Consider the following 13,188-nt stretch of genomic DNA (forward strand, 5'->3'; position numbering starts at 1 on the left):
GCAATGGTGCGAGCGGGGCTCGCCACGTTCGTTGCTTTCATGGCATGCCAGCAGGCACGGACAAGAGACTGATATTCTTCAGTCATTGTCTTCACGCCGCGACACGCGCACCGCCTCTTCTGGGGTCGTCACGCCTTCTTCCACCATCCGGCGTGCAGCCGCGCTCAGCGTTTCGCTGCGCGCAAAGGCATGGGCAGCAATGGACGCTTCATCGGCGCCATCGTTGATCATGCGGCGAGTGGTTTCGTCGATCCTCACGGCTTCGAACACGCCGACCCGGCCCTTGAAGCCGCTGTGGTTGCACTCCCCACAGCCCGCCGGTTCGTACACCACCGCCTCACGCCCGATCCCCAGCAGCGGTGCCACGGTGTCGCCGGCCGACAAGGCACGGCGACAGGTCGGGCACAGCCGGCGCACCAGCCGCTGCGCAATGACCGCGCGCAGCGTGGAGGCAAGCAGGAACGGCTCTACCTTCATGTCACGCATACGCGTGATCGCGCCGACGGCGTCGTTGGTGTGCACCGTCGACAGCACGAGATGCCCGGTAAGCGAGGCCTGAACCGCGATTTCCGCGGTTTCGCGATCGCGGATCTCGCCCACCATCACCACGTCAGGGTCCTGGCGCAGGATCGCACGCAGCCCGGCGGCAAAGGTCAGACCGACCTTCGCATTCACCTGAGTCTGCCCCACCCCCTCGACCGCATATTCGACGGGATCCTCGACGGTCAGGATGTTGCGGCTGCCGTCGTTGAGCAGGCGCAGCGCTGCATACAGCGTGGTGGTCTTGCCGCTGCCGGTTGGCCCGGTGACCAGCACGATGCCGTTCGGCTCGTTGACTGCCGCTTCCAGCATGGCGTGCATCGGCTTGGACATGCCGAGCGCGTCGAGGTCGATGCCGGCATTATCCTTGTCGAGGATACGCAGCACGACCCGCTCGCCTGCCCGGCTCGGCAGCGTCGACACACGCACGTCCAGCAGCTTGCCGCCCAGTGTCAGGCCCATGCGCCCATCCTGGGGCACGCGCCGCTCCGCAATGTCGAGCCGCGCCATCACCTTGATCCGGCTAACCACCACCGGCGCGACATGGGGCGGCATGCGCAGCGTTTCGCGCAGCACGCCATCCACGCGCATGCGGACGACGAGCCCGGTTTCATAAGGCTCGATGTGAATGTCGGACACGCCGTTGCGGGCCGCATCCGCGATCACGCCGTTGATCAGTCGAATTGCCGGCGCGTCGTCGGCCGTGTCCAGCAGATCCTCGGCAGTGGGGATGCCGTCGGCCAGCAGGTCGAGCTCATCGCCCATGCCGACCGCGGCAAGCGCCGTCGCCTGGCCGTCCATGGCGTAATTGTCGCCGAGCAGGCGGTCGAACGCCGCCGGCTCCAGCACCGTCACGTCAAACGGGCGACCAAGAACGCGGCGCACCTCGATCAGCGCCCGTGGATCCGCCCCCTCTCTCAGGGCAACGGCGTCCCCGGACAGCGTGACCCCGAACTTGCGTGCGAAAGCATAGGGAAGCGACACCAGCGCGGGCGCATGATCGTGGCCGGCTAGCGATGCCCCCGATCCCTGTTCCGCGTCCATCGGCGCGATGGCTCCACCCGCGCCACCCGCCGCCGCCGGAAATGCGGGCGAAGACAGATCGCGGCCGGTCCTGATCACTTGTCCCGCCGCTTGATGGTGACGGTGGAGTTGCGCTGCACGGGCACGTTCACGCGCGGATCCTCGATGTTGCCCGGCACCGGCGCGGAGGGGATTGGCGCTGCCGCCCCCATGTAATCGCGCACCAGTTCGTCGATCGACGGCTCACGCGCCGGGTTGTGCTGCCCCTGCTGGAGCCGCAGATAACCGTAGCGCTGCTCCGTCACCCGGCGATTATCCTCGGATGATCGAAGGATCGTCGGACGGATGAAGACCATGAGGTTGGTCTTCGACCGCTGCCGCGCCTTCGACCGGAACAGGTTGCCGATCACGGGAATGTCCCCGAGCAGCGGCAGCTTCTCCAGGGTGCGCCGCTCATCATCGCTCAGCAGGCCGCCGATGATGGCGATCTGCCCATCGTCGACGGTAAGCGTGGTCTCCACCTCGCGCTTGTTCAGGATCAGGTCCGAATTATCGTCGCTGACCGGCCCTGCGATGGAGCTCACCTGCTGGTGGAGGAACAGCTTGATCGAGCCCGAGGAATTGACCTGCGGCCGAACCTCCAGCTGGATGCCGACATTCTCGCGCTGAACGGTGCGAAAGGCATTGTCGAAATTCTGGCTCAGCGCCTGGCCCGTGGTGATCGGGATTTCCTGCCCGACCAGGATACGCGCTTCCTGATTGTCGAGCGTAATCAGGCTCGGCGCCTGCAGCAGGTTCGACGTGGTGTCGCTCTTCACGGCATTGATGATCGTGCCGAAGATCGTATCCCCACCGATGTTCCCGCCAAAGCCGGCGAACCCGCCGCCAGCGCCCAGAATGGAGTTGATCGCCTGCTGGGCCAGGGCGTCGCTGGCGGTATTGCCGGTGCTGGTGGTCGTCCGTGTTCCGTCGGGCGCCACCACCGTGGTCGTCGTCCCACCCACCTCACGCGCGCCGATCGCTCCTGCGATGGTCAGCAGATTGGGGGCGGAATTGGAAAAGCTGGTCGCGCCGAACGCCCCACCGGACAGGCTGCCCAGCAGGAACTGGAAGCCAAGGCGGCTGGCTGTCACGTCCGATACTTCGGCGACGATCGCTTCCACCAGCACCTGCTCGCGCCGGGTGTCGAGCTGTCGCACCACCTCCGCCAGCTGCCGCTGAATGTCGGCGGGCGCCGCGATCACAATGGCGTTCGCGCCCACGAACCGCGTCACGACGGCCGGCGCCCGGCCACCTTGCGCCTGCACGGCGGCCTGTCCGCTCGATCCGCCGCCCGGCGCGCTTTCGCTCTGCGCCTGGCTGGCGGCGTTGGCGCTCGGCTGCCCGCCAGTCCCGTTGCTCCCGGTGGAGGCCCCGAAGTTCGATTGGCTGAGCTGGTTCTGCGGCACGGCGTCGGGGGTCTGCCCGACGAGTTGCTGAAGCACCGGCAGCAGCTGCGCCGCATCGGCATGTTCCAGGAAGACGACGCGGATTTCCGTGCCGCTCTTCGCCTTCTGGTCCAGATCGAGCGCCACTTGCGCCAGCCGCGCGACCGTTGAAGGATCGCCGCGCAGCGCCACGGAGTTCGCGCCCTCCACGGGCACGACGCTGGCACTCGCCGTTTGCCCCTGCGCCGGCGTCCCCAGCAGCCCCTGAAGCGCCGTCGCAATGTCGCGGGCACCGGCGTTCTTCAGCGCGATGACGCGGGTCGAATTGTTATCGGTATCGATCCGCCGCAGCACTTCGCGCACCCGGCGGACATTATCGGCGAAGTCGGCGATAACGATCGAGCTGCCGGCCCGATTGGCGCTGACCGATCCTTGCGCGGAAACAAGCGGGCGGACCGTATCAACGGCCGATTGCGCGTCAATGGCACTCAGCCGCACGATCTCCGTCACGAACTGGTTTCGTGCCGCGCCACTGGTGCCGATCCGCCCCGGCTGGCTGGCGGCATTCTCGATCGGCTGAACACGCAGCGCGCCATTGGCGGTGGGCACCGTGACGAGGCCGTTGGCGCGCAGCGTGGAGAGGAACACCTCGAAATATTCGGACCGGCTGAGCGGTCGATCCGTAACCACCGTCACCTTGCCCTGAACGCGGCTGTCGATGATGAAGGTGCGCCCGGTCACCTTCGCCGCATCGGCGATAAACGCGCGGATGTCGGCATCGCGCACGTTCAGCGTCGTTTGCGCTTGCGCCTGAACGCCCAGGACGAGCGCCAGCGCCGGCGCGAGCAGCCAGCGCTTCATTGTCCCGCCACCTGGATGCTGAGGGGCAGCGTCTGCCCGCCGCGATCCACCGTGATCGCGATGGCGCCGCCACCGGCATATTGAGTGGCCAGTCGCTCGATATCGCCAGGCCCCTGCACCGCGCGGCCGCCGATCTCCGTCACGATGTCACCCTCGCGAAGGCCAGCAGCACGGAACGCCGCGCCGGAGCCTGCCGGCCGCACGACCAGGCCGTTGATCCGCCCACCTTCGACACGCGGCACAAAACCGATTTCACGCTGAAACTGCTGCACTGTGATCCCTGAGGTAGAAGGCGTGGCGGTGGCCTGCTCGGCGTCGCCCGGCACGGGCGTCGGCGTGGCGGCACCCGCGGATTGATCGAGAAACAGGTCTTCGCGCGCGCCGCCGCGCTCGATCGTCACATGATCGAACGCCACCGCTCTCAGCACCACGCCCGGCATGATTTCCTCGCCCACCGCGACGCTTTTTTGCACATTGTCCGGTCCCGCCAGGATCGCGGAGCCGCGACCCGTCGCCTCGTCGATCCGGGTACCGAAAAGGGTCAGTTGAAGCGAGGTCACGACTCCGGCACCGTTCTGGGCCGAGCCGCCGCTGATGCGGAAAAACGGGTCGAAACTGCGCAGCACGTCGCCCGGCGCGTTGGGCAGAACAACGCCCGCCGGTCGCCATTCGCCCAGGGGCGAGACCGGCGTCACCACCGTCCAGACCAGCCGCGCGCACTGGATCGCCAGCGCCCCGAGCAACAGCAGTTCCGCCAGCGAATAGACGTTCACGACGGGCATCCGCCGCAGGATCGCCTTCGCGCGGGCGTCGAAGTTCAATCGCATGTATTTGCCAATCCCCGCGCAGCCGCCGCTATGTCCGCGATGTTACAGCGGCATTGCAAGCCAGTGTAATATCTAGGGCGTTCGCCGGCCATTCCTATCGGCGGCGCCCTGCGGCTGGTGACGAAGGCTCAGCGTTCGCCCCGGCCGGATCGACCCGGCCGGGGGCGGTGTGCTGGCGTAACGCTGGCCTCGCCAGCAAAGGTGGGATCAGAAGGTGACGCTGGCGCCCAGCGTGAACATCCGCCCCTGCTCGTAGCGATTGATAAACACGCGCCGCCCGTCCTCGAAGGTTTGCCGCTCCTGGTAACGGGTGCCCGTCAGATTGCGGGCCTCCCCCTTCAGCTCCAGCCGCGTACCAAGGAAATCGACGGTCTGCCGAACCACGAAGTCCAGCCGGATGCCGGGGCGCTCGATGATGTCGGGCTGAAAGCCGACGCCGGACAACAGCGACGGGCCACGATTGGTCACGCGATCACTGGCGTAATTGAACAGCAGCGTCGCCTGCATGTCGTTGTCGCGATCCTCATAGCCGAGCTGAAGGTTCACGAGATGGTCGGACTGGCCGGTCAGCGGCGCTCCGTCGCGGAACTGGAGGTTAGCCGGGGCAAACCCGGCCCCGCACCGGCCCAGCGAAACGCCGAGCACGCTGGGCACGCACTGCTCGTCCGCGGTGATCTGCGACTGCGTATAGGTGTAATTGGCGATGATCACCGCCCGCTTGCCGGCCATGCCCTCGGAGATGAAGTCGAGCGGCAGGTACTTCTGCACCTCGATCTCGCCGCCCCACAGGGTCGCCTTGGGCAGGTAGGTAAAGCCGGTCTGAAGCCGCGCGTCTGGCGTCGGATAGAAGCCAACCTGCTCGATCGGATTGTCGATCCGCTTGTAGAAGCCTGCTGCCGTGATCCGCTGGTCACGATCAAAGAACCATTCGTAGCGCGCTTCCAGATTGTAGAGCTTGGAGTCGCGCAGGTTGGGGTTGCCGAAGAACAGGCGGTCCGACTCGAAATCGCGGAACGCCTGGGGGGCGAGTTCGCGGAACTGCGGACGCGCGATGGTCTTCGCCGCGGCCAGTCGCAGCTGCATGTCCGGTGCGAAGTTCCAGGTCAGCGTCGCCGCTGGCAGGAAGTAATCATTGCTCAGCCGCGTCGGTGCGGCACCGATCGGCGTCACTTCCTGCTTCGCCGTCTCGTACCGAACGCCAATGATCGCACGGATGCCATCGATCGCTTCGGCCTCTGCCTGAACGTAACCGGCATGGATTCTGAGGCTCGCGTCATAGGCGTAGGAGCCGTTCAGACCCGAGTCGAACCGCAGCTGGACGGCGTTCTCCGCCGGCGTGCCGGACGTCGCCACCGGGCAGCCGTTCAGCACGTCCGGGGACAGGAGGTAATCGGGGCGGAAGAGATTGCAGGGGAACGGGATCGCTCCGCCGGTGGCCGTCTGGAAAGTGAATGGCAGGCGAAGCGAGGATCGTTCGTTCTGCGAATAATAATAGCCGGCCGACAGGGTGAAGGGACGGTCGCCGGGCAGCTTGTAGGCAACGTCGGCCTGCCCGGAATACAGGTCCTCGTTCAGCTCGCTGAAGACGACGGTGGCAAAGCGATCGAACGCATTGGTGGCCTGCCACACTCCCGGGCAGCTCAGCGCGCTGCCACCAACAGGGTTGGTCACCTGAATGTTGAGGCCGGTGTTGCAGGTGTAGATGAATTGGCGCTCATAGGGCGAGTTGCGCTTCGAATTCGCATAGGCGCCGCGCACATCCACCGACAGATCGTCGACCGGCTTGAACTCACCGACCAGCTGCGTCTCGATCAGCTGCCGTTCGAACCAGTTGGTGTTCTGCTGGAAAATCGGGTTGCCCGACGAATTGTTGTAAACCGTCGCGGCGGAGGCGCGCCCCTGCTTCAACGTGTCGTGGATATAGACGTTGGTCCAGCGGATGCGGTTCTCGTCAAATTCATAGCCGAAGCCGAGCAGCCCGTTCACGACCGCGCGATTGTCGGTGATCAGCGTGTCGAAGTCGTTCCGCAGCGTTCCGTCATTGCTGATCGTGTCCTGCTGCGTGGTGGCGCGGGTGCGCCAGGTGTTGGACACGCTGCCGGTCGCGATCATGCCGATGCGCCCCGGTCCGAGTTCGCCGACAAGACCCAGGTTGAGATCGGCTGACCAGTTTGGCGGAATGTCGAAATTGCGCTGAAGCAAGGTGGTCCGCGCATTGGACAGCTGCGCGACCTGCGCAGTCGGGATCACGCCCGATCCGTTTGGCGCATTGCGCAGGAAGTCGGGCAGTTTGCGCTCGCCCGAATCATAGCCGAGCCAGTCCGTCTTCGATCCGTAATAGGTGTTGCCGAGCTTGCCCGTGGTTTCGGTATCGATGCCCAGCGACCCGCCCATGGTGACGTAATTCTCGTCCGGAATGGCCTTGGTGGTCAGGTTGATGACGCCGCCGCCGAACTCCCCGGGATAATTGGCGGAATAGGTCTTCTGGACCAGCGCCGAACCGACGATGGTGGTGGGAAAAATGTCGAGCGGCACCGTCCGGCGCAGCGGCTCCGGGCTCGGCAGCGGCGATCCGTTCAGCAGCGCGGAGGAATAGCGGTCGCCAAGCCCCCGCACGAAGACATAGCCATTGCCGACCACCGACAGGCCGGTGACGCGCGTCAGGGCGCCCGCGATATCGCCTTCACCTGTTCGTGCGATATCGGCCGTGGAAAGGACGCTGATCACCTGGGCGGTGGATCGCACGGTGTTCGGGATGTTCCGCCCGACCACCACGATGTCCCCGCCGGCCGCCGCATCCACGCCGGGAGCGGACACTTCCGCGCTCTGCTCATCGGCGGCCGTTGGGGCAGATTGCTGGCTGACGGCGCTCGTGTCCGTGCCTGCCGGATCGGCCGGCGGGGCGATGGTGCCGGTGCTCGGCCCTGCCGCCGGAGCGCCACCGGAAGGCGCGACCTGCGCCAGCGCGGCTGGGGCGACGAGCGTCGTCGTCACGAGGAGCAGGGAGGCGTAGAGGGCGCGCTGGCGCATGATCAGGTCTTCCGGTGAATTGGCAAGGAGCGGGCCCGCCGCGGCGCTTGTCGCACGCACGGGCCCGCTACGGTCAGCAGTGGCGGCCGGGGCTCAGCGGCCCTGGCACTGGAAGTAGACCGAGTTGAAGGTCGGCGGCCCCACGTCCTGAAGCGCGGCATCGGCCGGCCGGATGGTCGTGCGGGTGTCACCCGAGCCGGCGCCTGCCACCAGGTTGATGCAGCCCTGGCCGGAGCCGGTCTTCACCACGCCGTTGACGAAGGCGAAGTCCGCGCCGCCGCGCAAGCGGATCGCGGCCGGGGCCGAAGGCGCCGTCTGGATGAAGGTGAAGTTGGCGTAGCGGCCAAAGGTGCGCGGCAGCAGGTCCTCGGCGCCGTTCGAGTCGATCTCGGTCGCGAACGAGTCGGCGGTCGCGCCGCCGGCCTTCTGCGCCGCAATGATGAACTGCATGAAACCGCGCCAGCCGTTGTCGACGTCGAAGCCATCGTCGTCCGCACCGGTCACCACGAAATACTTCAGGTTGGTGGTGCCGCCGAAGATCTCGATGCCATCGTCCGCCGAATTGTGGCTCTGAACATGGTCGATGGTCGTGCCGCTGCCGGTGCCGCCCAGGGTCAGGCCCTGAAGCTCGTTGCCCTCGCTGATGGCGATGCCGGTGTAGCGGATCTGCACATATTGCAGCGTGCCGGAGTTATCGGCCTGGTTGGTACCGCCGTAGAAGCGGCCCGGAACGCCCTCGATCGGTGCCTGGCAGGTCGTGCTGGTGCCGCCGGCGTCGTTGCCGGTGGTGCCACCTTGATTGTTGCCACCGGTGCCCGCCGCGCAGACCGCGGTCGGTGCGCGGCCGAGCAGGATGAGGCCGCCCCACTGGCCCTGCGTCGAATCGGACACGCCATTGGCGGTCAGGTTCTGCTGCGAGGTGAAGATGATCGGCGCCGCGGCGGTGCCCACCGCATTGATGCGGCTGCCCCGGTTCACCAGGATCAGGTCGTTCGAGGCCTCGCTCGAGTCGGCGGCGAGAACAACGCCCGGCGCGATCGTCAGCGTGACGCCCGAGTCCGCTCCCTGCGAGCCGACGTCGACGCCCACTTCGGTCTGCCCGCGGAAACGGTAGAAGACGCCCGCGATCTTCGGCAGCGTCAGGCTGCTCGTGATCTTTTCCGGAAGGCGGCAGGCGCGGAAACCGGCGACCAGGCCGTCGTCGGTCGTTCCCGTCGGGCATGCCGCGCCCGCCGCCAGCGTGCCGATATTAGGCACCGCGGTGCAGGCGGTCGTGCTGCCGCCGAAGTTTGCGGAGGAGGAATTGCAGGTCCAGCCCTGAAACGACGTATCATCAGGCCCGCTTACCGCCCCAACGAAGCTCGTCGGCACGAAGAAATTGCCCAGCGTCGTTGGGTTGCTCGGCGTGGTCAGCGGCGTGTTGTTGACGGGGTAGATGCCGTTCAGCCCGGCGGCGCCGTTCACATTGTTGTTGGTGCCCGCATTGACCAGCGCGAACTGCTCGTCGGCGGTGATGGTGACGCCGCTCTGCGTCGTCGCGACGGCGAATTGCGCTGCCGTGATCGGCGAGGGCGTCGGCGTACCCGTCGTCGGCGGCGTGGGCGTGGGCGCCGGGGTGACGATCACGTCGATGTTGCCCGCCCCCGGCGATGCGACATCGTCCGCGCCGCACCCGGCGAGCAGAAGGCAGGCGGTGCCGGAAAGAAAGTGGTGGCGGCTGAAGCTGAGCATGTCTCACTCCCGTTGAGCTGATCGGTCCTCCCCTGGACCGCGGGCGAGCCGGGCCACATGCCCGTCCCCCCTTGAGGAGTGCCGCTAGGCGCGTGACGTGACAGCCAAGTGGAGGTTCAGAGACTCGGGAGTGACGGCGATGTTGCGAAGCCGTGACAATCGCGGCGGAGTCCGATCGAGCGTCGGATCAGATCACTCGTCGATGCCGAAGTTCAGCGTTCGGGAAACCATCGGGTCCGCCACCCCGACCAGCAGATAGGCGGCAAATTGCTTCACCCGCTGCCACAAGCCGGTGACCGCCAGGTAGCGATCCATGGTGATTTCTTCCGACTGGGCGATCTCGCCATCGATATAGGCGCGGACATGATCGGCGAACGCCACGTCCTCGATCCGCAGCATCAGCTCCAGGTTGATGAACAGGCTGCGCATGTCGAAATTGGCGCTGCCGATGTGCACTGCCCGGTCCACCGCGTACAATTTGGTGTGCAGCTTGGTGGGCAGATACTCGAACACCCTGATCCCGCGCTTCAACAGGCCGCGATAGGTGAAGCGCGCTGCTGCGATGGTGGCATTGTTGTCCGACTTTCGCGCCGTCACCACGCGCACCACCCTGCCCTTTCGGCCTGCGCGGTCGATCTGCCGCAGCATGGTCGGGCTGGGGGTGAAATAGGCCGCGATGATGTCGATCCGCTCGGCACGGCGCATGTCTCCGCGCACCGCTCGTGCCCAGGGCGACAGTCGCCGAGTCGGCCCGCCGATCAGCCACCGCACCTCGCCCTCCTGCTCGCTCCATTGCGACAGCGCCCGATTGAGGTGGCGAAGCTTGCCTTTCGGCTCCCGCACCCAGGCGTTCAGCGCATCGAAATAGCCGGCGATGCGCGCGGCGGCCGGCCCTTCCATCAGCAGCCCCAGATCGCGCCACGCCTGGTCGCCGGCGGTGCCGAAATAATCATCCTCGATATTGAAGCCGCCAACGATGATCCGCGGCGCCGCTTCCTCCGCATCGGCCAACGCCAGCTTCTGGTGATTGCGCAGGAGATAGCGCCGGCCCAGCCGGGGCACGAACCGGCAGACCGAAATTCCGGCCGCCTCCAGCGGATCGAAAAAGCGCCGGTCTGCCGCCTCGTCGCTGCCGAAGCCGTCGACGATCAGCGACACCTCGACACCTCGGTTGGCGGCGTCGATCAAAGCCTCGTTGACCCGCTCCCCCGCGTGATCGTCCGCATATATGTAGTAGAGCATCCGCAGCGAGCGGCGGGCGCCCTCGATCAGGTCGATCAGGGCATTCAGTCGCTCCGGCCCTTCGATCAGCAGGGTCAGCTGGTTGCCGGCGACGGTGAAGGGACGCGCATCGTTCATTGCGGGCTGACTTGGACTGCGCGGGCCACGGCGGCAAGGATGCGGATTCCTTGACTTGGCGGGCCCTTGGGCCTAGATCGCCTGCCTTCATCCAGCAGTAGTTTAGCGAAGGAAGCGTCTATGGCGCGCGTCACGGTCGAGGATTGCGTCGACAAGATCCCCAACCGGTTCGATCTGGTTCTGCTCGCGGCTCAGCGCGCGCGGCAGGTGTCAGGCGGCGCCGAACTGACGATCGACCGCGATCGGGATAAGAATCCGGTGGTCGCGCTGCGTGAGATCGCCGAACAGACGGTCAAGCCGGAAGAGCTCCGCGAAGGCGTGGTGCAGAGCCTGCAGCGCGTTCAGATCGACGACGAGGAAGAGGCCGATGCCGTCGGCTCGCTGGCTGCTTCGGCAGAGGCGCTGCGCCTCACCGCCGCTGCCCCGCCGCGCAATCAGAACCTCGGCGCCGATTACGACGGCTGATCGGCCGCGCCCGGCGCCTGCCGGGCATGTCGGCTGTCGAAGTCGCAACAACGAAAAGGCCGCAGCGGCGACGCTGCGGCCTTTTCGTTTGCGCTCGTTCAGCCAGGACCCGCCATCGCAGGCAAAAAACCGGGACTGGCGCATCGGCGTGGGCCGACAGCCCACGCCTGCACCCGGCGGCTATTCCTGGCGCCGCCCCTTGAAGCCCTGCGCCACCACGAACCATTCCACCGATCCCTTGCGGCTCGACGGCGGCTTGGCATGTTTCACGGTGGTGAAGTTGCGCTTCAGCAAGGTCACCAGCGCCGAATCCGCGCCGCCGGCGAACACCTTCGCCACGAACGTGCCCCCGGGCCGCAGCACCGAAATCGCGAAGTCGCTTGCCGCTTCCACCAGTGCCATGGTGCGCAGCGCATCGGTTTGCGGATGACCGACGGTATTCGCGGCCATGTCGGAAAGCACGACATCGGGTGCGCCGCCCAGTTCCTCGATCAGCCGCTCGGGCGCATCGTCGGCCATGAAATCCATTTGCAGGATCGTCACGCCGTCCAGCGGGTCTACCGGCAACAGGTCGATACCCACCACCGCACTGCCCGGCAGTTTGCGGCGGACCACCTGGCTCCACCCGCCCGGCGCCATGCCCAGGTCGACGATGCGCTTGGCCCCGCGCAGGAAATTGAACCGCTCGTCCAGCTCCAGCAGCTTGTACGCCGCCCGGCTGCGATACCCTTCGGCCTTGGCCCGCTTCACATAGGGATCGTTCAGCTGCCGCTCCAGCCAGCGCGTCGATTGCGCCGTCCGGCCCCGCGCGGTTTTGACGCGCGTGCGAAGTCCGCCCCCGCCCCTCATGCCGCGCTCGTCATCAGGCGGCGCAGGATACCCTCGCGGATGCCGCGATCGGCAATGCCCAGCCGCTCCGCGGGCCATAGATCCAGGATGGTTTCGAGGATCGCACAGCCCGCCACCACCAGGTCCGCACGTTCGCGGCCGATGCACGGCAGCTTCGCGCGCTCTGTAATGGACAGGTGCGCCAGCCGCTGGCTGATCGCCCGCATCGAATCGGCCGGTGCGATCAGGCCGTCCACCTGCGCGCGGTCATAGCGGTCGAGCCCCAGATGGACGCTCGCCAGCGTGGTGACCGTGCCGGACGTGCCGAGCAGACGCCGCGGGCCGTCGACCTTCGGCAAGCGATCCGCAAAGGGGGCAAAGCTTTCCCGCACCAGGTTCCGCATCCGATCATAGGCTGCGGCCAATCCGGCCGGCCCCTCGCCGCCGCCCGCGCTTTCCGTCAGCGACACGACCCCCCAGGGGGCCGAGTGCCAGTCGATCACGGTTGGCACAGTGGTGGAAGTGTCGATCAGCACCAGTTCGGTCGAACCGCCGCCGATATCGAAGACGAGTGCCGGCGCGTTGCCCGGCTCCAGCAGCACATGGCAACCCAGCACGGCAAGCCGCGCCTCCTCTTCGGCCGAGATCACGTCGAGGTGGATGCCCGTCTCCCGATAGGCGCGTTCGATGAAAGCCGTGCCGTTGCTGGCGCGGCGGCAGGCTTCGGTAGCGACGGATCGCGCCAAAGTCACGTTGCGGCGCTTCAGCTTGTCGGCGCAAATGCGTAGCGCAGCGATGGTTCGATCCACCGCCGCATCCGATAATCGGCCGCTGGTCGCCAGCCCCTCGCCCAGCCGTACGATGCGGGAAAAGGCGTCGACGACCGCGAATCCCTCGCCTTGGGGGCGGGCGATCAGCAATCTGCAATTGTTGGTGCCGAGATCCAGCGCGGCATAATGACGCGCGAAATGCTGGCGAAAGGGGGCCTTTTGCGAGCCCTCGCTTGCCGGACGGGCGCGGCGATCGCGCCGGTACGGCAGGTCGGCGTGATGATGCGCCACGTGCCGTCGTTCTTTCTTTTGTTCTTCCGTCGCGGG

General features: G+C 66.5%; 9 protein-coding genes. 1 reads left to right on the forward strand and 8 read right to left on the reverse strand.

Features of this window, described 5'->3' with window-relative positions; genetic code table 11:
- Positions 1–78: 78 nt before the first annotated feature.
- From LQ954_RS13560 to LQ954_RS13585, 6 genes are all read right to left on the reverse strand, one after another.
- Positions 79–1,584: a GspE/PulE family protein gene (locus LQ954_RS13560; RefSeq protein WP_231023643.1), complete on the reverse strand. Its 1,506-nt coding sequence runs from the start codon at positions 1,582–1,584 to the stop codon at positions 79–81.
- Positions 1,585–1,658: 74 nt separating this feature from the next.
- Complete coding sequence (gspD, locus tag LQ954_RS13565; protein WP_231023580.1) at positions 1,659–3,851, reverse strand: type II secretion system secretin GspD; 2,193 nt, start codon at positions 3,849–3,851, stop codon at positions 1,659–1,661.
- Complete coding sequence (locus LQ954_RS13570) at positions 3,848–4,678, reverse strand: type II secretion system protein N (RefSeq protein WP_231023581.1); 831 nt, start codon at positions 4,676–4,678, stop codon at positions 3,848–3,850. Before LQ954_RS13570 ends, gspD begins: the two co-directional genes overlap by 4 nt.
- 207 nt (positions 4,679–4,885) lie before the next feature.
- Positions 4,886–7,708: a TonB-dependent receptor domain-containing protein gene (locus LQ954_RS13575; RefSeq protein WP_231023583.1), complete on the reverse strand. Its 2,823-nt coding sequence runs from the start codon at positions 7,706–7,708 to the stop codon at positions 4,886–4,888.
- A 93-nt stretch (positions 7,709–7,801) separates the two neighbouring features.
- Positions 7,802–9,439 carry a hypothetical protein gene (locus tag LQ954_RS13580; protein WP_231023585.1) on the reverse strand — a complete coding sequence of 546 codons (1,638 nt, stop codon included), beginning with the start codon at positions 9,437–9,439 and terminating at the stop codon, positions 7,802–7,804.
- Positions 9,440–9,631: 192 nt separating this feature from the next.
- Positions 9,632–10,798, reverse strand: coding sequence for a phospholipase D-like domain-containing protein (locus LQ954_RS13585; RefSeq protein WP_231023587.1), 1,167 nt, complete (start codon positions 10,796–10,798; stop codon positions 9,632–9,634).
- Between the two features lie 120 nt (positions 10,799–10,918).
- Between LQ954_RS13585 and rpoZ the strand changes: the two genes are divergently transcribed.
- The gene (rpoZ, locus tag LQ954_RS13590) at positions 10,919–11,263 is read left to right on the forward strand and encodes a DNA-directed RNA polymerase subunit omega (RefSeq protein WP_231023589.1); all 345 of its coding nucleotides are present in this window, start codon (positions 10,919–10,921) and stop codon (positions 11,261–11,263) included.
- 180 nt (positions 11,264–11,443) lie between these two features.
- On the opposite strand, the gene LQ954_RS13595 is transcribed toward rpoZ, so the two are convergent.
- Together LQ954_RS13595 and LQ954_RS13600 are read right to left on the reverse strand one after the other, a co-directional pair.
- Positions 11,444–12,112 (reverse strand): RlmE family RNA methyltransferase, encoded by a 669-nt coding sequence (locus LQ954_RS13595; RefSeq protein ID WP_231023590.1) that lies wholly within the window; start codon positions 12,110–12,112, stop codon positions 11,444–11,446.
- The gene (locus LQ954_RS13600; protein ID WP_231023591.1) at positions 12,109–13,152 is read right to left on the reverse strand and encodes a Ppx/GppA phosphatase family protein; all 1,044 of its coding nucleotides are present in this window, start codon (positions 13,150–13,152) and stop codon (positions 12,109–12,111) included. Before LQ954_RS13600 ends, LQ954_RS13595 begins: the two co-directional genes overlap by 4 nt.
- Positions 13,153–13,188 lie beyond the last annotated feature (36 nt).

Source organism: Sphingomonas sp. IC-11, from assembly GCF_021043365.1.
Taxonomy (GTDB): Bacteria; Pseudomonadota; Alphaproteobacteria; order Sphingomonadales; family Sphingomonadaceae; genus Sphingomonas.